This is a genomic window from Gordonia mangrovi (assembly GCF_024734075.1).
GTDB lineage: Bacteria > Actinomycetota > Actinomycetes > Mycobacteriales > Mycobacteriaceae > Gordonia > Gordonia mangrovi.
The window spans coordinates 2,680,088-2,697,289 of the sequence record NZ_CP102850.1; the positions used below are offsets into that span (position 1 = coordinate 2,680,088).

General features: G+C 66.4%; 19 protein-coding genes. 10 read left to right on the plus strand and 9 right to left on the minus strand.

Annotated features, from left to right (window positions below; genetic code table 11):
• Nucleotides 1-18 precede the first annotated feature (18 nt).
• The 7 genes from NWF22_RS12160 to NWF22_RS12190 form a co-directional block, all read right to left on the minus strand.
• The gene (locus tag NWF22_RS12160) at nt 19-1,599 is read right to left on the minus strand and encodes a DUF222 domain-containing protein (protein ID WP_258321402.1); all 1,581 of its coding nucleotides are present in this window, start codon (nt 1,597-1,599) and stop codon (nt 19-21) included.
• A 381-nt stretch (nt 1,600-1,980) separates the two neighbouring features.
• On the minus strand, nt 1,981-3,045 hold the full coding sequence (locus tag NWF22_RS12165) for a polyhydroxyalkanoate synthase family protein (protein WP_202398552.1): 1,065 nt from the start codon (nt 3,043-3,045) through the stop codon (nt 1,981-1,983).
• A gap of 151 nt (nt 3,046-3,196) precedes the next feature.
• Nucleotides 3,197-4,348 carry an acyl-CoA dehydrogenase family protein gene (locus tag NWF22_RS12170; protein WP_160901938.1) on the minus strand — a complete coding sequence of 384 codons (1,152 nt, stop codon included), beginning with the start codon at nt 4,346-4,348 and terminating at the stop codon, nt 3,197-3,199.
• A gap of 52 nt (nt 4,349-4,400) precedes the next feature.
• Nucleotides 4,401-5,063 carry a TetR/AcrR family transcriptional regulator gene (locus tag NWF22_RS12175; protein WP_373691998.1) on the minus strand — a complete coding sequence of 221 codons (663 nt, stop codon included), beginning with the start codon at nt 5,061-5,063 and terminating at the stop codon, nt 4,401-4,403.
• Complete coding sequence (locus tag NWF22_RS12180; protein ID WP_160901940.1) at nt 5,056-6,249, minus strand: thiolase family protein; 1,194 nt, start codon at nt 6,247-6,249, stop codon at nt 5,056-5,058. The genes NWF22_RS12175 and NWF22_RS12180 overlap by 8 nt, the downstream gene beginning before the upstream one ends.
• Before the next feature lie 139 nt (nt 6,250-6,388).
• Nucleotides 6,389-6,709, minus strand: coding sequence for a putative quinol monooxygenase (locus tag NWF22_RS12185; RefSeq protein ID WP_160901941.1), 321 nt, complete (start codon nt 6,707-6,709; stop codon nt 6,389-6,391).
• 114 nt (nt 6,710-6,823) lie between these two features.
• Complete coding sequence (locus NWF22_RS12190; RefSeq protein WP_160901942.1) at nt 6,824-7,447, minus strand: TetR/AcrR family transcriptional regulator; 624 nt, start codon at nt 7,445-7,447, stop codon at nt 6,824-6,826.
• 55 nt (nt 7,448-7,502) lie between these two features.
• Here NWF22_RS12190 and NWF22_RS12195 point away from each other — a divergent pair, with 55 nt between their 5' ends.
• From NWF22_RS12195 to NWF22_RS12215, 5 genes are all read left to right on the plus strand, one after another.
• Nucleotides 7,503-7,793, plus strand: a complete 291-nt coding sequence (locus tag NWF22_RS12195; protein ID WP_160901943.1) for a hypothetical protein — start codon at nt 7,503-7,505, stop codon at nt 7,791-7,793.
• Between the two features lie 90 nt (nt 7,794-7,883).
• A complete protein-coding gene (locus NWF22_RS12200) occupies nt 7,884-8,507 on the plus strand; it encodes a hypothetical protein (RefSeq protein WP_202398467.1) in 624 nt (207 codons plus the stop codon).
• 56 nt (nt 8,508-8,563) lie between these two features.
• Nucleotides 8,564-9,586, plus strand: coding sequence for a Rieske 2Fe-2S domain-containing protein (locus NWF22_RS12205; RefSeq protein WP_160901944.1), 1,023 nt, complete (start codon nt 8,564-8,566; stop codon nt 9,584-9,586).
• On the plus strand, nt 9,586-10,674 hold the full coding sequence (locus NWF22_RS12210; protein WP_160901945.1) for an NAD(P)H-dependent amine dehydrogenase family protein: 1,089 nt from the start codon (nt 9,586-9,588) through the stop codon (nt 10,672-10,674). The genes NWF22_RS12205 and NWF22_RS12210 overlap by 1 nt, the downstream gene beginning before the upstream one ends.
• A gap of 20 nt (nt 10,675-10,694) precedes the next feature.
• Nucleotides 10,695-11,180 carry a PPOX class F420-dependent oxidoreductase gene (locus tag NWF22_RS12215; protein WP_160901946.1) on the plus strand — a complete coding sequence of 162 codons (486 nt, stop codon included), beginning with the start codon at nt 10,695-10,697 and terminating at the stop codon, nt 11,178-11,180.
• A 27-nt stretch (nt 11,181-11,207) separates the two neighbouring features.
• Here NWF22_RS12215 and NWF22_RS12220 read toward each other — a convergent pair whose 3' ends face one another.
• Nucleotides 11,208-11,771 (minus strand): type 1 glutamine amidotransferase domain-containing protein, encoded by a 564-nt coding sequence (locus NWF22_RS12220; RefSeq protein WP_160902193.1) that lies wholly within the window; start codon nt 11,769-11,771, stop codon nt 11,208-11,210.
• 105 nt (nt 11,772-11,876) lie between these two features.
• On the opposite strand from NWF22_RS12220, the gene NWF22_RS12225 reads away from it, so the two are divergent.
• Together NWF22_RS12225 and NWF22_RS12230 are read left to right on the plus strand one after the other, a co-directional pair.
• Nucleotides 11,877-13,013, plus strand: a complete 1,137-nt coding sequence (locus NWF22_RS12225; protein ID WP_160901947.1) for an NAD(P)/FAD-dependent oxidoreductase — start codon at nt 11,877-11,879, stop codon at nt 13,011-13,013.
• Nucleotides 13,010-14,521 (plus strand): flavin-containing monooxygenase, encoded by a 1,512-nt coding sequence (locus tag NWF22_RS12230; protein WP_160901948.1) that lies wholly within the window; start codon nt 13,010-13,012, stop codon nt 14,519-14,521. The genes NWF22_RS12225 and NWF22_RS12230 overlap by 4 nt, the downstream gene beginning before the upstream one ends.
• A gap of 28 nt (nt 14,522-14,549) precedes the next feature.
• On the opposite strand, the gene NWF22_RS12235 is transcribed toward NWF22_RS12230, so the two are convergent.
• Nucleotides 14,550-15,083 (minus strand): hypothetical protein, encoded by a 534-nt coding sequence (locus NWF22_RS12235; RefSeq protein WP_160901949.1) that lies wholly within the window; start codon nt 15,081-15,083, stop codon nt 14,550-14,552.
• Between the two features lie 29 nt (nt 15,084-15,112).
• Here NWF22_RS12235 and NWF22_RS12240 point away from each other — a divergent pair, with 29 nt between their 5' ends.
• The 3 genes from NWF22_RS12240 to NWF22_RS12250 all read left to right on the plus strand — a co-directional run bounded on the left by NWF22_RS12240 (nt 15,113) and on the right by NWF22_RS12250 (nt 17,198).
• Entirely contained in the window at nt 15,113-15,409 is a 297-nt protein-coding gene (locus NWF22_RS12240; RefSeq protein ID WP_160901950.1) for a hypothetical protein, read from the plus strand.
• A 56-nt stretch (nt 15,410-15,465) separates the two neighbouring features.
• Nucleotides 15,466-16,782 (plus strand): NAD(P)/FAD-dependent oxidoreductase, encoded by a 1,317-nt coding sequence (locus NWF22_RS12245; RefSeq protein ID WP_160901951.1) that lies wholly within the window; start codon nt 15,466-15,468, stop codon nt 16,780-16,782.
• A gap of 95 nt (nt 16,783-16,877) precedes the next feature.
• A complete protein-coding gene (locus NWF22_RS12250; RefSeq protein ID WP_160901952.1) occupies nt 16,878-17,198 on the plus strand; it encodes a hypothetical protein in 321 nt (106 codons plus the stop codon).
• The last annotated feature ends 4 nt before the right edge of the window (nt 17,199-17,202 follow it).

The following is a 17,202-nucleotide window of genomic DNA, read 5'->3' on the forward strand; positions in this document are numbered from 1 at the left end:
AGCGATCAAGCACTCGGGCTAATCGGGCTCCCCGACTTCCCGTCGGAGGCGATTTCGCTCGCGTTCCTGCTGCCGGCGAGCGTGTTTGGCCGCCAACCGGGTCTTTGATCGGGTGGGTGGTGGAGGCGTCGGGTTCCGGGGTGGGCCGGAGTCATCGGGCGGCGCGGGTGGGTCCGGTGACGCGAACCGGATACGCAACAGTCCGGGGAACATGCTCTCGAGATTATCGGGGTCGCCCTCGATCACCAGCCCTTCGGGCGTGGTGAACTCGGTGCGAAGACGGCCGCTGCAGTCGCGGTACATGTCGTCGACCCAGCGACCGAAGGTCTTGAGAATGTGGAAGAACCGACCTTTGATGTTCAGGTTCTCCGGCACGGTCTGTCCACCTGCCGCGGGATCGGCGTGGTTGTACTCGTGAACATGTTCGACATCGCCCTCGAACGCGGGTGTCGCATTGCCGGGTACCACGCTGTGTCCATCGCGGACCCGGACATAGTTGTCCAGAGCAACGGAGGGGCGGTACGGGTCCGAGGGCAGATGCGCGGGGAGGGTGTAGGTACCGTCCGGATTCTGCGGAGTGCCTTTCGGGACCAACCTCTTGACGACGGCGTCCGGTCGCGCCGCCAGGTCTCGCACGTGTTCGTCCGAGATCACTCCGTGCCCGTCGACGAACCCGGCGTTGTCGGCGGTGCCTGCGAGGGTTCCCTCGTCGCAGACGACATGAATGACCACCTTGGCATCCACCGGGGGCACCGTGGTCGGCTCAGGAATCTGTGCGGCACAGTCCTCTCGGCCGCACAGACATTCGAACCGGGTGCCCGACAGCAGTGCGAACATCGCGTCCGAGGCACGCTGCGCCTTCGTGCGTTCGTCATAAGCGCACACCGCGGCCGCCAGAGACGTGACGGCTGCCGCGGCGATACGGACGTTCTCCGCCGCCATCGTGGCAGAAATCTCCGCCATCCCATCCGGCTGCGGCTTGGTCGACATCCGCCGATCGGCCAGTGCCCGTCTGCGTGCTTCTCGGACCGCGTCCGGGTCGTGGCGGAAGACAACGCGGTCGATCATGTCTCGCAATCGCTCGGCCGACCACGCGCCACGGTGCATGTCCAACTCGGCCGCGATCTCGGCATCCACGTCGGCCATGCAGGCATGCCCGGTGAGCAGATCGGTCCGCGCGATGATCGTCGCGACGCGGGCCTGGGAGATCTGGCCGTTGCGGAGTCGCTCGGCGACGGCGGGAAGCCGATCCCGCAGGGCGACCGCCTCGCGCAGGAGCTGCTCGGCGGCAGTCTGGGAAACGCTCAGCGCCAACGCGATCCGAGCTGCGCAGTCGGCGAAACCGTCGACCACAAACACGTCCTCCGGACGTTTCCCATCGCTGACAACTCGGCGATGGAGTTCGGCGGCGAGCTGATAGTCGTGCCAGGCCAGATAAGCTCGTCCGCGTTGCGACGAGGCAATCGACCCGAGCAGGCCATTGGTATCGGCGTCGGCGACCTCGTCGCCATGGAGACGGCCGGTGAAGCGGGGCGCAAGATCCGGCCACGGCGAGGGTTCACCCCACCATGACGACAACGCCCAATCGCGACTCGACACCGCCAGCACCTTTCAGAGAACGGACACGGCGAAACCACACGTCCCACATAGCTCTGAAAGTGAACGGCCCCCGCGGGCCGATCCGATATCACATCAACACTTCGATTTCGCTGGTTGCCAATGTATGCCTTTGCACCGACAAGATTGTCTGCGCAGGTCATGTGCGGTCTCGTTCATTCCGGATGAATCGCGCGCACCTGAACCTCGACCAGCGCTCGTTCCTCCATCGGATCGTGCAGAGGCGAAGCGGACCCGCACGGCATCGGCGGCGTCGAGACCTGCGGCCGATGACGCCGCACACGATCGCCGCGCCCTTCTGCGCAGGGAGTCGGCCGCACATTGGGCGGGGGCCTGCCGCCGCCCGCGACGGTCTGACGAGTTTCAGGCGCCCACGCGGTCCAGGCCGGCCAAGAACTCGTCGACCCGCGGCCACGTCTGCGCGGTCGCCTCGCTGCCGGCGATCAGACCCAGGTGGCTGGTCTCGACGGTGGTGAAGTGCACCTCGGGCGAGTCGGCGAAGATCTCCACGCCGTGTCGCGCCGCACCCCAGCTGACGATCGCGTCGCGATGGCTGCCGAACAGCTGGATCGGGAGCGCGATGGATGTGAGGTCGATGCTGCGATCACCGAATCGCAGTACGCCGCCGGCGATCTCGTCACGGAAGACCAAGTTCTCCCACATCTGCTCGGCCAGCTTGCCGGGATATCCGGGCAGCGTCTCCTGGAACCAGTCGATGACCTGCATCCGCGCCAACGCCTCCGTGTTGTCCGCGTTGCGGAGGATGTAGCCGGGCTTCTTGATCTCGCGTTCCCACGCCGTCGCGCGGTACCCAAGGCGCACCAACGGCGCCGGGATGCCGCCCATCGCTTTCAGTGCGTACGTCACCGGAGCGGGACCGATCGGCCGGATGAGCGTCTTCACCAACGGATACGGTTGTACCAGCGAATAATTCAGCGGTGTGCCGACCGCGGTGATCGACCGGACGGGCAGGTCGGGATGTGCTGCTGCAGTGAGGAACGCGACGGTGCCGCCCAGGCTCCATGCGGCGAGGTCTACTGTGCTCGAAGTGTCGCCGTAGTCGGCGAGTACTTGTCCGATAGCGTCGGGGACGATGTCGTCGCAGAAGTCCTCGAATCCGAGATAGCGGTCGGCGTAACCCATCTCGCCGAAGTCGACCACGTACGGGATGCGTCCGGTCGCCAGCACTGCCGCGACCACCGACATGTCCGGCGCGAGGTCGTAGCAGCGGGCCGGGACTGCAAGTGGCGGGATCAGCAGGACTGGTGGGCGTCCTGCACTGAGAGCCGCATCGACGTCGTCGGTGGTTCCGTAGCGGCGTAGCGTCCGATGCCGCCCCTCGGAAAGGGTGACGTGCGAGGTGGGCTGGTCATCGGCCACGCGTTCACCGCGCGTCAGGCGGTAAAGGGTACGGACACCGTCGAGCATGGGCACCTTCCGGTCTCGTTGGGACACGGGGTGTGATCGTACGGGAGGCTTGCCGTGACTGAAAACGGCCCCGTGAGGGCGATCCGAGGGGATATCCCCTCGGCGCCACCCCACGGGGCCGATTTCAGTCAGGCTGCGGTGCGACCGCGATCTACAGACCCAGATCCCGGCCGATGATGTCCTTCATGATCTCGGTGGTGCCACCGAAGATCGTCTGGATGCGAGAATCGGTGTAGGCGCGGGCAACCCGGTATTCGTTCATGTAGCCGTAGCCGCCGTGCAGCTGCACGCACTGGTCGATGACGCGCTTGGCCAACTCGGTGCACCACCACTTGGCCTTGGAGGCGTCGACCGCGGTGAGCTCGCCGTCGACGACGGCCTGCAGGCAGCGGTCGATGTACTGCTCGGCGATGTCGAGTTCGGTGGACATCTCGGCGACGACGAACCGGTTGTGCTGGAAGGTGCCGATCGGCTTGCCGAAGGCTTTGCGGTCCTTGACGTACTGCAGCGTCTCGTCAAATACCGCGCGTGCGCCGGCGATGGCGCCGACGGCGATCGACAGTCGCTCCGAGGGGAGGTTCTGCATCAGGTGGTAGAAGCCCTTGTTCTCCTCGCCGAGGAGGTTCTCCCGCGGGACGCGCACGTCGGTGAAGTGCAGTTCGGCGGTATCGGCGGCCTTCAGGCCCATCTTGTCGAGCTTGCGTCCGCGCTCGAACCCCTCCATGTCGCGCTCGACGACGAGCAGCGAGAAAGCCTTGTGCCCGGCGGCCGGATCAGGATTGGTGCGGCACACCACGACAACCAGGTCGGAGTTGATGCCCGCCGAGATGAAGGTCTTGTTGCCGTTGAGGATGTAGTGGTCGCCGTCGAGCTTGGCAGAGGTCTTGATGCCGGCGAGGTCGCTACCGGCGCCGGGCTCGGTCATCGCGACCGCGAGGATGGTCTCGCCGGTGGCCATCCCGGGCATCCAGCGCTTGCGTTGTTCGTCGTTGGCCAGGTGCAGGAAGTACGGGACCAGAACATCGTTCTGCAGGCTCAGACCCGGTGCCGCACTGCCGAAACGCGCGAACTCCTCGACAACGACCGCGTTGAATCGGAAGTCGTCGTCCACGCCGCCTCCGCCGAACTCCTCGGGGATGTTGAAACCGAGCAATCCGGCCTCGCCCGCTTTGGCATATGCCTCGCGGTCGACCTGTCCCGCGGCTTCCCACTTCTCGACGTGCGGTGCGCACTCGCGGGTCAGGAACTCGCGTGCGGTCTGGCGGAGCTGTTCGTGTTCGGCTTCGAAGACGGTGCGTTTCATGGTGAACTCCTTCGTGTTTAGGGTCTGAGATTGCTACGCAGGATCAGGTGGGTCAGGTCGGCGGGCGAGATCCCACCGCCCGCAGCGACGTCGCGGCATAGGACGCCGCGACCTGCGCCGGGCTTCGTGCGCCCTCGGGGCGGTACCAGGTGGTGACCTCTTGGCAGGCGCCGAGCAGATACCGCAACACCTCTCGGACATCGCCCGGGATCTGGAAATCGCCGGTGGCGATGCCGCGCTCCAGGACATCTGCCAGCAGGTCCTCCATCTCGGTACGCATGCCCACATAGTGCTGACGATGCGGGTTGTCGGTGTCGAGATAGCGCAATTCTCTGCCGACACTGGCCAACTGCAGGTCGGCGGTCATGTGCAGCACGATCGTCTCGATCGCGTTGGACAGCTGTTGGCGCGGTGTGTCGCCGTCGGCGATGGCCGCGCGCACCCGATTGAGCACCGACGACATGCCGGCCTCGAGCAACGCCACCAGGATGCCCTGCTTGTTGTCGTGGTGGTAGTAGAGCGTGGGCAGGGAAACTCCGGCGCGCGAAGCGATGTCGCGGATCGACGTGCCGTGGAAGCCGCGTTCGTGGAATGCGTCCTTGGCTGCCACCAGGGTGACCGGCAGGTGTAGCGGTTCGATCTGGCGCCAGTCGCCCGATGCGGCCGTAACCGCATCGGGCTCACCGGTCGCCGCGGTGGACACGGTGTCAGACACGCTCGATGATCGTGGCATTCGCCATGCCCGCGCCCTCGCACATGGTCTGCAGGCCGTACCGGCCCCCGGTCGCCTCGAGATGGTTGACCAGAGTGCTCAGCAGGCGGGTGCCCGAGGAACCGAGCGCGTGGCCGAGCGCGATCGCGCCGCCGCGCGGGTTGAGCTTGGCGGGGTCGGCACCGAACTCGTTGGCCCAGGCCAGCGGCACCGGCGCGAAGGCCTCGTTCACCTCGTAGGCGTCGAGGTCGTCGATGGTCAGGCCCGAGCGCTCGAGGATCTTGCGGGTGGCCGGAATCGGCGCGGTGAGCATGAACACCGGGTCGTCGCCGGCCAGTGAGAACGAGTGGAACCGTGCACGCGGCGTGAGACCGAGCTTGGCGGCCATCGTGTCACTCATGATCAGCGCACCCGACGCACCATCGGTGAGCGGCGACGAGTTGCCGGGGGTGATGTGCCAGTTGATCTCCGGGAATCGCTTGGAGTACTCCTCGGAATAGAACGACGGCTTCAGGCCGGACAGGCCCTCGGCGGTGGTCGTGGCGCGCACCGTCTCGTCGACGGTGTGGGTGATCTTCTCGCCGTCGGTGGTGGTGACGTCGATCGGGATGATCTCCCGATCGAAGAAGCCGTCGGCGGCGGCCTGCGTGGCCCGGCGGTGCGATTCCGCGGCGAAGGTGTCGAGCGTCTCGCGCTCGAGCTTCCACTTGGCCGAGATCAGCTCGGCCGAGATGCCCTGGCCGACGAGTCCGTCGGGGTAGCGCGCGGCGATACTCGGGCCGTACGGGCTGCGACCCACGGTGGTGAAGCCCATCGGCACGCGGCTCATCGACTCGACGCCGGCGGCGATCACCACGTCATAGGCGCCGGCGATCACGCCCTGCGCTGCAAAGTGCGCGGCCTGCTGACTGGAGCCGCACTGGCGGTCGACGGTGGTGGCGGGTACCGATTCGGGGAAGCCGGCCGACAGCAGAGCGGTGCGGGAGATGTTGAGTGCCTGCTCGCCGGCCTGGCCGACGCAGCCGCCGATGACATCGTCGACAAGGGCGGGGTCGACGTCGTTGCGCTCGACCAGGGTGCGCAGCACGTGCGCGAGCAGCTCGACGGGCTGGGTTTCGGACAACGCGCCGCCCGGCTTGCCCTTGCCGGAGGCAAGGCGGACGACGTCGACGATGACGGCTTCGGGCATGTGGGTCCTCCCAGGTGTGATGAGTCGATCGGCTGATGACACGCCGGAAGGCGCCCCGATCTAACGCTCGTTCTACCTGTTTAGCACGCCCGAACCCGCCGAATCAACAGATCGGCGGGTTCGGTGGGGTGGGACTTCGCTAGATGGCGCCCTGGTCCGCTTCGCCGGCGGGAACGGCGGTGAAGGTCTTGACGTCGAGGGGGCCGGCGAGCAGGTTGCCGATGGCCTTGCCGAGTTCGGCGAGCGCCTCGGCCTGTCCGTGGGTGGCGAGTGCCTCCATCGATTCCCACTTCTCGATCATCACCAGATCGGTCGAATCGCCGGTCGCCTCGTGCAGCGCGTATGTGTGGCAGCCGGGTTCGGCGTGCACCTTCGGGATCGCGGTGAGCACGGCTTCCTTGACGGCCGCTTCTTCGCCGGGCTTGGGTGAGATGGTGGCGACGACGATCACTGGCGACATGCGGTCTGGCTCCTGATGGTTGAGTTCTGGCACGACTTCCGCTGACGTTAGGGCACGCGGGGCAGCCGGTTACTGCCTTCCGCGGAATCGAGCGGAGTGCGGGTCCGCTGCGGGTCACGTCCCGCCGAGGTAGGCGACGATGGCGTTGGTCAGGCCCCGCTGTGCCTCGTCGAGGTCGGAATAGGTGCCCAGCCGCGCCTCCGATACGAGTCCCCTCATCGCCCCCGGAATGAAGGCGGCGACTTCGCGCACCCGCGCAGGATCGACATCGAGGTCGGCGAATGCCTTCTGGCAGGCGCGCGCCCACTTGTCCTTCCACGATGCGAGTTCGGCGGCCGTCTGCGGATAGAGCCGTTCGAGTTCGGCCGGGTCCCTCGGCAGGGCGGCGCGCAGGTGTTCGATGGCCCGCGCTTCCCTGGAGGTCAGGCCGAGGAACAGCGTTTCGACGATCTCGGCCACGCGCTCCGGCAGGGGGGCGGTGTTGTTCTCGCGGTAGGGAAGCTCGCCGCGATGCTCGGCCGTCCGATGCAATACCGCCGCCCACAACCCGTCGACATCGCCGAACTGATACTTCACGGTGCCCCAGGTGGCGCCGATCTCCTTGGCGATCCGGTTGGCCGACACCGCGCCCGGTTCCCCGGAGGCCAGTGCGGTCACCGCGGCGTCGAGCATCGCCTCACGTGTCGAGCGTCCGCGACGGTTGGTGCGCCGGCCCGAGGCTGCGGCGTCGGTGCTCATGACGCCTGATCCTAACCGCGCCACAGCTGTGGCCTCGGTCCGTACGATCGGGTGTATGAGGGAATCGGACGGCGAATACTACGTCACGGCCGACGAGCTGAAGGCGTTCTGGGAATCGGGCCGCAAGTACTGGTACATGCGCGAGGACGGTTCGGCCGATCTGTACTCCGACCACCTCGACATCACCCACGGGTGGCCGATCTACCTGCGGGACCGCGACGATGAGTGGCTCGCGACGTGGGATGGGAACTTCCAGAAGGCGGTCGAGGAGGAGCTCAACCCCAATCTCATCCGGCATTTCGAAGAGCTGCTGACCCAGGGGAACTGGCCGCACGAGCAGGACTGAGCAAGCACCGGTCACCCGCCCACGGCGGTATCAAGTCAACCCCAAGTGGGGCCTGCCACGCTTCTCGGCACACACCAACCGAGGAGAATCATGACCGTCGCCGACCCGTCCGCCAATCCCATCTCCGACCGTCGACCGGTGCCGACAAGGACCGTGGGCATCGCGCTGGCCTGCAGCGCCCCGATCTGGGCGATCAGTGTCGCCGCTTTCGGCGACCACGAGGGTTTCGGTGCAGCCTCGATGTTCGCCGGTGTCGCCGCACTCGCCTTCCAGCTCTCGGTACTCGGGTTGCTGTCGGTGCAGATGCGAACCCAGGCGATGGGAGAGGGCCGCGTGGCCGAGGCGGGCTACCGCGCCGAGTTCCTTCTGATCGGAGGCGCGCTCGTGTCGACGATTCTCGACATGTTCTGGCTGATCCACGAGTCCGTTGTCTGGATGATCTTCGACATCTGCTGGCCGCTGTCGATGCTCGGCATGGCGATCATCGGCATTCGCGTCGCCATCGCGGGCCGGTGGACCGGCGGGCTGCGCTGGCAGGCGCTGTTCGCGCAGAGCTGGCTGGTGTGGGCGTTGCCACTGGGTGCCATTCCGGGTGTGGGGCTCTGGGGTGCCGTCGCGCAGACGATCCTCGGCTACGGCGGCCTCGGTGTACTGCTGGCCCGTACGCAGGCGTTCGGCGGGCAGAAACCGGTATCGCATAACCCCCTGTCATAGTTTCGTAGAACCCACTATGGTTCTTCTCGGAGGTGCGACGGCCGAGAGGAGAGCCGATGGCCAGAACCCCGCTGTCGATGGAGCCGACCGGGTGGTTTCAGGTCGCATGGTCGGCCGAGATTCCTGTCGGCGCCGTGCGCAAGATGAAGTACTTCAACCGGGAGATGGTGGCGTGGCGCTCGGCGTCGGGGGCGGTGGCCGTGTTCGACGCCTACTGCGAGCATCTCGGTGCGCACCTCGGCTACGGAGGGCATGTGGCGGGAGAGAACATCGTCTGCCCGTTCCACGGCTGGGAGTGGAACCGCGAGGGCCGCAACGTCTGCATCCCGTACGAGAAGCATCCCAACAAGGGGCGTCGCATCCGCAGCTATCCGGTTGTCGAACGCAACGAGGCGGTCTGGATCTGGTACGACGTCGAGGGACGACCGCCGACGTTCGACGTCCCGGACATCTTCGGCGACTTCGACGACGACCGAACGGCTGATGACTACTATCCGCCGATCGCGGCCGCCACGCTCTTTCGTGAGGGCCTCGAGATCCATCCGCAGTACATCATGGAGAACGGCGTCGATTTCGCGCACTTCACGTTCGTGCACAAGACGCCGTTCATGCCGGAGTTCACCCGACACGACTTCAGTGGTCCGGTATCCTATGTCGACTTCACCATCGCTTTCGACGAGGGCGCAACCCTCGAGAATGCCACCAGCGGCGTGGAATCCATCAACGCCGGCCTGGGCTGTTCGGTGACCAAGAGCTGGGGGATGGTCGACAACCGGACGATGCCTGCGGTCACCCCCGTCGACGACCACACCTCCGATGTGCGGTTCACGGTGTGGATCGGACGCAAGCCGGGTGAGGAGTCCGGTCCGATCTCCGACTACGGCAAGACGATGGCCGACTTCGTCATCGAACAGTTCGAGGCCGACATCGAGATCTGGGCGCATCAGCGGTATTCCGACCCGCCCGCTTTGTCGCGCAAGGAGTACCAGGGCTTCACGGCATTGCGCGCCTGGGCCACCCAGTTCTATCCGGACGGTCCGACGACGCCCGTCGGCACCGGTGACCGAAAGGCGATGTGATGACCGCTCCCGCACCGAGAATCCGCGTGTTCCAGGTGGCCACCGGCAACGTCGGTACCGAGATGATCGGCCGGATCGCCGGCCACCCCGACCTGGAATTGGTGGGCCTGCACTGCTATTCGCCGGACAAGATCGGACGCGATGCCGGTGAGATCGTGGGCGCCGACCCCATCGGCGTCATCGCGACGGGAACCGTGGCGGAGATCATCGCGGCGGCGCCCGACGTGCTGACCTTCCACGGCGTCTTCCCCGACGAGGAGCTGTATGTGCAGGTGCTGGAGGCCGGCATCAACATCGTGACCACCGCGGACTGGATCACCGGCTTCCACCGCGACACCAACCATCCCCACCCGAGTGGGCGCAAGACCACCGAGGTGATCGAGGAGGCCTGTCAGGCAGGCGGTGCCACCTTCTACGGCACCGGTATGAATCCGGGTGCCGCGCAGGTGATCGCGGTGGCGCAATCGATGGATGTCGCCGACATCGAGAATGTCACGGTCACCGAGTCGGTGGACGTGTCGTGTCATCATTCGGCGGAGACCTGGCAGGCGGTCGGCTACGGCCGTCGGGTCGACGATCCGACGATCCCGGACTCGTTGCGTCGCTACACCGAGGTGTTCGCCGACTCGGTGTACCTGATGGCGGACTGTTTCGACCTCGACCTCGACGAGGTCGCCTTCAGCTACGAGCTCGGCGCCTGCACCAAGGATGTCGATCTGGGGTGGTACTTTCTGCCGGCGGGATCGCTGGGAGCCAACTACATCACGTATCAGGGCATGGTCGACGGCGTGGCGCGCGTGGAGACCCACCTCGAATGGCAGATGACGCCCTTCACCGATCCGGCGTGGGACATCAAAGGCTGCTACATCACCCACATCACCGGCGATCCGTCGGTCTACTCCAAGCACATGATCTTCCCGAAAGCCGGTGTGGACCTGTCGGACCCGTCGTCATTCGCATCGATCGGGATGACAGTGACCGGTCTGCCGGCGCTGAACGCCATCGCGTCGGTGGTCGCGGCCCGGCCGGGCATCCTGACAAGTGCGGACATGCCGTTGCGGGGGTTCGCGGGTCGGTTCAGGCTCTGACCGCGCGTATCGTCAACCTCATGGCCAGAACCGTTGCGAAAGCCGATGTCGTCGACCGCACCGCACTCCTGGAGTTCCTCCGGCCGCGGCACCGGATGATCCTCAGCACTGTCCGCGCCGACGGGACGCCGCAGTTGTCGCCGGTCACCGGGGGCGTCGACGAGGCCGGCCGGATCGTCATCTCGACCTATCCGGGTCGGGCGAAGGCCGTCAACCTCCGCAACACCCCCGTCGCGAGTGTCTGTGTGCTCTCCGACGAGTGGAACGGGCCGTGGGTGCAGGTCGACGGGGACGCCGAAGTGCTGGACATGCCCGAGGCCGAGAACGGCCTCGTCGACTACTTCCGCTGCATCTCCGGTGAACATCCGGACTGGGACGAGTACCGCGCGGCGATGCGGATGCAGGGCAAGTCGCTGATCCGCGTCGCGCCGACCCGATGGGGACCGATCGCCACCGGCGGATTCCCGGCCGACGTCGCCGAGCGGCTTGACGCGCAGGAGGGCTGAGCCGCCGCTCCGGCGCCCGCATCGTGCTCAGGCCGACGTCTTGGCGAACTCGATGGTCAGCTTCGAGTTGAAAGCCGGCAGGTCGTTGGGGTTGCGGCTGGTGATCAGGGTGTTCGGCCCCGACCGGCACACCACCACCTCCTCGTCCTGCCAGGTGGCCCCGGCATTGCGCAGATCGGTCTGCAGGCTGGGATAGGAGGTCAGCGTGCGGCCGCGCACCACGTCGGCCTCGATGAGGGTCCATGGAGCGTGGCAGATCGCCGCCACCGGCTTCCCGGCGTCGAAGAAGGCCTTGACGAACGCCACCGCACTCTCGTCGGCGCGCAGGAAGTCGGGATTGGCGACCCCGCCGGGCAGCACCAGAGCGTCGAAGTCGTCGGCGCGGGCGGCGTCGGCGGTGACATCGACGGTGAAGGTGTCGCCGCGGTCGAGGTGATGAAACGCCTGCACTTCGCCGTCGGCGGTCGACACCAGCTTCGGTGTGCCGCCGACCGCCTCGACCGTCTTCCACGGCTCGGTCAGTTCCACCTGTTCGGCGCCCTCGGGCGCGACCAGGAAGGCGATGGTGGTGCCGTTGAGTTCCTCGGGCATGTCGGTTCCCTTCTCGACAGTGATCAGCAACGTCTGCGCCGCCGGATACCCGCCCAGTCCTCGACGCAAACCGCGTGGGTGTCGTGGCGGGGGTACCGTCGGGTCATGTCCGTCACGTCTGACGTAGCCGTCATCGGAGCCGGGATCATCGGTCTGTTGACGGCCTATCAGCTGTCCCGGCAGGGCCATTCGGTCACGGTGTACGAGACCGGGCGGCCCGGCTACGGACAATCCGCCGGGCAGTCGCGCATCTTCCGGCACGCCCACGACGATCCACGGTTGATCCGACTTGCGGTGCGCGCGCGTGAACAGTGGCGTGAGTGGTCCGACGACATCGGTGTCACCACGGTGTCCGACGACGGTGCGCTGGCGCTGGGCGACACGGCGGGCCGTCGTCTGCCCTTGCTCCGGGATGCCGGCGTGGCCGCCGAGTCGCTCGACTCCGACGCCGTGGCCGATGTGCTGCCGCTGCTCGGTGCCTACGAGGGCGCCGCCGTCTTCGATCCCGGCGGCGGCTCCATCCACACCCGAGCGGTGATCTCCGCGCTGACGGATCGGTTGACCGACAGTCTCGTCGGCGAGCAGGTCATCGTGCTGCACCGGGACGGCGACGGGGCGGTGGTGCGTACACCGACGACACGGGGCAGTCACGGCACGGTGGTGATCTGCGCGGGACGCGGCACCGCGGCATTGGCTCGAGGAGCTGGTATCACCGTGCCGGTGCTCTTGGGGGCACATGTGCGCGTGTCATTTTCGGTTCGCGACGGGGTGAACCGACTTCCGACGCTGCAGGACGGCAGCGGTCACTTCGGCGCGACCGGCGTGTACGCCGCCGCCTATCCCGATCGTTCGGGTTACGGGCTGGGTCTGTCCGAACACGTCGATGCCCACGATGACGGTGCCATCGACGACGGTTCCCGTCTCGGCGGATTGGCCGATGCGGCAGTCGGTTACGTGGATTCGGCGTTGCCGGGACTGGACCCGACACCGCGAGAGATCGTGCACTGCTGGGTGACCACGCTGCCGTGGGGTGACGACGGGATGGCGATCTGGCGGGAAGGTCCGGTAGTCGTGGTGGCCGGTCACAATCTGTTCAAACACGCACCGGTCATCGGCGAAGCGCTTGCCCAGACGGTGACATCCGGCGCGGTACCGTACGACTTCACGCCCGATCAGCGGTTGGGTGCGGCGTCGACTGAGCATGCTGGTGTCAACGCCAACGAATACAGGAGCATCACATGACCGCAACGAGCCGCGCCGCCAGTGACAGCCTCGTCGAGGCCCTCGACGTCCTCATCATCGGCGCCGGGGTATCCGGGGTCGGGGCGGCGCGCTACCTCACCACCGAGCATCCCGCGAAGTCGTTCGCGGTCGTCGAGGCCCGTGGCGTCGCCGGGGGGACGTGGGATCTGTTCCGGTATCCGGGTATTCGGTCGGACTCCGACCTCTACACGTTCGGCTACGAGTTCAAACCGTGGCGCGACAAGCAGGCGATCGCCGACGCACCCCGCATCCTGGACTACCTGAACGAGACCATCGACGAGAACGGTCTCGCCGACCTCATCCGCTACCGGCACCAGGTGGTGTCCGCGGCGTGGTCGTCGGAGGATGCGCGGTGGCTCGTCGATGTCGACCGCTCCGACACCGGCGAACGCATCCAGATCAGTGCCCGATGGATCTTCTGCGGTTCCGGGTACTACGACTACGACGACGGTTTCAGTCCCGAATTCGTGGGCCGGGAACGCTTTGCGGGCCAGATCGTGCATCCGCAGCACTGGCCGGAGGATCTCGACTACGCGGGCAAGCAGGTGGTGGTGATCGGCAGCGGGGCCACCGCGGTGACCTTGCTGCCGGCGATGGCCGACGACACGGCGCACATCACCATGCTGCAGCGGACGCCGACCTACATCATTCCGTTGCCGCGGGAGGATGCCCTGGCCAACACGCTCAAGAAAGTGCTCGGTGACGAACGCGGCTACGCGTTGACCCGGCAGAAGAACGTCGCCCAGCAGCGCCTCGTGTTCGAACTGTGCCAACGGTTTCCGAAGGCCGCCCGGCGGGTCATTCGGCGGATCAACGAGTCACAGCTGCCCGAGGGATTCGACGTCGACAAGCACTTCAACCCGCCGTACAACCCGTGGGATCAGAGATTGTGCGTGGTGCCGGATGCGGATCTGTTCCGCAGCATCCGCAAGGGTAAGGCGTCGATCGTCACCGACCGCATCGCGACGTTCACCGAGAACGGCATCCTGCTCCAGAGCGGTGCGGAGCTCGAGGCCGACATCATCGTCACCGCGACGGGGTTGAACATCAAACTGGTCGGCGGCATCGCCCTCAGCGTGGACGGCCGTCCGGTGTCGTTTCCCGACACCGTGGTCTACCGCGGCATGATGCTGTCCGGCGTGCCCAACTTCGCACTGGCGATCGGCTACACGAACGCGTCGTGGACGCTCAAGATCGGGTTGCTGTGTGAGTACTTCTGTAAGTTGCTCGGGTACCTCGACGAGCATGGCCACGACAGCGTCTGGCCGGTGGCCGATCCGGAGATGCCGACGCGTCCACTGCTCGATTTCGGGGCGGGATATGTGCAGCGTGCGCTCGACACCTTGCCGAAACAGGGGCCCGAGGCGCCGTGGGTGATGTCGATGAGCTACTACGCCGACCGTCGGTTGCTCCGCGGTGACGTGGCCGACGAGAGTCTGCGGTTCGCCAATGCGCGCGACCGGCGCGGCGATCCGCTCTCGGTGTGACGGCGGCCCCGGGCCGGTGCTCCGGACGTCAGTGACTGTGTGCGAGCACCTGGATGGCGAGCACCACGAGACCGATCAGGACCAGGGTGACCAGGGCGGCGAGCTTCTGGATCCAGGTCACCTCGGCGTTGCGGACAGCCAACCAGCCGATCAGGCCGAGGGTGCCGATGTAGACGAAGCCGGTGATCAGCAGTGCCGTGTCCAGTTCGAGAAGCCCGATCCACGCCGCCACGATCAATCCCAGCGGGATCGTCAGCGTGGAGAGTGCGTTGGTCGAGATGCGCACCAGCGTCCGGAGATCCCGGCCATGCGGGAACGTCCGGTGCACGGCGAGGTGGGCGATGCCGTCGGAGGCGAATCCGGCCAACACCACCGCGAGGACGCCGAGCGCCAGGATCTCGAAGGCGTAGGCGGCGCTGTGGTGGTCGACGCCGTTGTAGAGCACCAGCACGATGGCCAGGCCGGTGAAGCTCGCGTACACCCGTTCCTTGAGGTACATCGCGGCAACGCGTTTCGGTTCCGTGACGTCGTCGATGGGGTCGCCGGTATCCGCAACGTTCATGGGTCGATTGTGAGGCTATTCTGGCCGCCATGCGTCTCAACTCGACAGTTCCGGTCTCATCGTCAGGTCTGATCGGTGGCTATTGTGCCGCCCGATTCACTGGGCGGCGGGAGCTCGGCGGTCTCGTACTCGCCGCTGCGGGCGCGTGGTGCGTGCGCGAATGGCGGCGACAGGGTCCTGCGGTCACCGCAGGTCTGCTTGCCACCTACCTCGGGGCGTTCGGCGCCTCGCATCCGCTCGCGAAGAAGATCGGGGCGTGGCCGTCGGTGTTCGCGGTGTCCGCGGCGACGGCCGGTGTCACCTACGTCGCGACCCGCGAAGAATGACCAGGGAAAGTGTGAACTGACTGCCACTGTCTGGAACAATCTGCAGCGTGTCTCCGGTGACGAGCGCGACCAACCAACCTCATGTGGTGATCGTCGGTGCCGGGCTCGGCGGGCTGCAGGCAGCGCGCCGGCTCAAGCGGGCGAACGTCAGGGTGACCGTGGTGGACCGCGGGACGAGCCACCTGTTCCAGCCATTGCTGTACCAGTGCGCGACCGGCCTGCTGTCGGAGGGCGCGATCTCGAGTCCGATCCGGCACCTGCTGAAGCGCCAGCGCAATGCCCATGTCGTGCTCGGTGAGGCGGAAGCGCTCGATGCGCAGGAGCGCACTCTCACGGTGTGTCGACCGGATGAATCGACGATGGAGATCGGCTACGACTACCTGGTCGTCGCGGTCGGTATGCGCACGGCCTATCACGGCAACGACGAGTTCGCGCAGTTCGCGCCGGGTATGAAGACCCTCGACGATGCGCTCGCGATCCGCCGCCGGATCATCGGCGCTTTCGAGGTGGCCGAGTCGATTCCGGACGCCGAGAGCCGGCGGGAGTGGTTGACCTTCGCGGTCTCCGGCGGTGGACCGACGGGCGTCGAGATCGCCGGCCAGATCCGTGAGTTGGCGACGTTGGCGTTGGAGCACGAGTTCCGGACCATCGATCCGAGTGAGGCGCGGGTGTTGCTGTTGCACGGTGGTGACCGGGTGTTGCCGTCGTTCAGTCCGAAACTGTCGCGGCGCGCGCAGCACATCCTCGACGAACTGGGCGTGGAGACCCACCTGGGCGTACATGTGACCGATGTGACCGCTGAGGACGTGGAGACGACGACCAAAGCCGAACCGAAACAGGTGGTGCGGTATCCGACCCGCACGACCTTGTGGACCGCAGGGGTCGAGGCGGTTCCGTTCGCCGGCGTGGTGGCGCGGGCGCTCGGTGTCGAGCAGGGTCGTGGCGGACGTATCCCGGTGGAAGCGGATTTGTCCGTCGCTGGGCACCCCGATGTGTGGGTGGTGGGGGACATGAGTTCTCGCGACAATTTGCCCGGTGTGGCCGAAGTCGCCATGCAAGGTGGCCGTCACGCAGGGGCGGTGATCGCCCACCTCGCGGACGGCGGCACCGATCGTGCGCCGTTCAAGTATCGCGATTTCGGCAGTGCGGCCTATATCGCTCGGCGGCATGCGGTGGTGGAGAGCGGGAAACTCGATCTGTACGGCTATCTCGGCTGGGTCGCGTGGGGTGTCATCCACATCGCGTTCCTCGCCGGTATGCGTAACCGGCTCGGCACCGTGCTGAATTGGAGCGCCACGCTTCTCACCGATTCTCGACGGGAACGTGCGATCACCTTCGGCGACCCGGAAACCGCCCGTCAGCCGTACCGGTGACGCCGCTTCGGTGGGCTGGCGATTACCTGTGAGGTAGTGGTCTCTGTGTCGCCGTGGGCGCACGATGGAGGTACCCCGGTAGAGGAGGTCTCCCGATGTCCCAGAGGTCGGTTCCCAGACCCGTCCACCCGCCGACGCCCGCGAGTCCGCGCTGGCTGACCATCGTGATGCGTTGTGACCGTTGGGGATCGTATTGGTATATCGCAGTGGGATTCCTGTTCGCCCCGGCATTGCTGATCCTCGATCCCTGGCCGGGCGCGGTGGCGGTCGCCTGGGTACTCATATCGACCGCCGGGCTCTGGCTCGGGGTCCTCGGCATCCTGATGGCGACCGGTCTCGCGATGGTGCTTCGCGCCGGCGAAGAGATTCCCGAAGAGTTCTGGTGGTCGTTACTCGGTCGTCCGCCCGGAGGTTGACCGC

Coding starts and splice junctions, on each gene's coding strand:
- NWF22_RS12165 (WP_202398552.1), bottom strand. CDS start 3,045: ATGCTCGACGGTGTCCGTACCCTTTACCGCCTGACGCGCGGTGAACGC.
- NWF22_RS12170 (WP_160901938.1), bottom strand. CDS start 4,348: ATGAAACGCACCGTCTTCGAAGCCGAACACGAACAGCTCCGCCAGACC.
- NWF22_RS12180 (WP_160901940.1), bottom strand. CDS start 6,249: ATGCCCGAAGCCGTCATCGTCGACGTCGTCCGCCTTGCCTCCGGCAAG.
- NWF22_RS12185 (WP_160901941.1), bottom strand. CDS start 6,709: ATGTCGCCAGTGATCGTCGTCGCCACCATCTCACCCAAGCCCGGCGAA.
- NWF22_RS12190 (WP_160901942.1), bottom strand. CDS start 7,447: ATGAGCACCGACGCCGCAGCCTCGGGCCGGCGCACCAACCGTCGCGGA.
- NWF22_RS12195 (WP_160901943.1), top strand. CDS start 7,503: ATGAGGGAATCGGACGGCGAATACTACGTCACGGCCGACGAGCTGAAG.
- NWF22_RS12200 (WP_202398467.1), top strand. CDS start 7,884: ATGACCGTCGCCGACCCGTCCGCCAATCCCATCTCCGACCGTCGACCG.
- NWF22_RS12205 (WP_160901944.1), top strand. CDS start 8,564: ATGGCCAGAACCCCGCTGTCGATGGAGCCGACCGGGTGGTTTCAGGTC.
- NWF22_RS12210 (WP_160901945.1), top strand. CDS start 9,586: ATGACCGCTCCCGCACCGAGAATCCGCGTGTTCCAGGTGGCCACCGGC.
- NWF22_RS12215 (WP_160901946.1), top strand. CDS start 10,695: ATGGCCAGAACCGTTGCGAAAGCCGATGTCGTCGACCGCACCGCACTC.
- NWF22_RS12220 (WP_160902193.1), bottom strand. CDS start 11,771: ATGCCCGAGGAACTCAACGGCACCACCATCGCCTTCCTGGTCGCGCCC.
- NWF22_RS12225 (WP_160901947.1), top strand. CDS start 11,877: ATGTCCGTCACGTCTGACGTAGCCGTCATCGGAGCCGGGATCATCGGT.
- NWF22_RS12230 (WP_160901948.1), top strand. CDS start 13,010: ATGACCGCAACGAGCCGCGCCGCCAGTGACAGCCTCGTCGAGGCCCTC.
- NWF22_RS12235 (WP_160901949.1), bottom strand. CDS start 15,083: ATGAACGTTGCGGATACCGGCGACCCCATCGACGACGTCACGGAACCG.
- NWF22_RS12240 (WP_160901950.1), top strand. CDS start 15,113: ATGCGTCTCAACTCGACAGTTCCGGTCTCATCGTCAGGTCTGATCGGT.
- NWF22_RS12250 (WP_160901952.1), top strand. CDS start 16,878: ATGTCCCAGAGGTCGGTTCCCAGACCCGTCCACCCGCCGACGCCCGCG.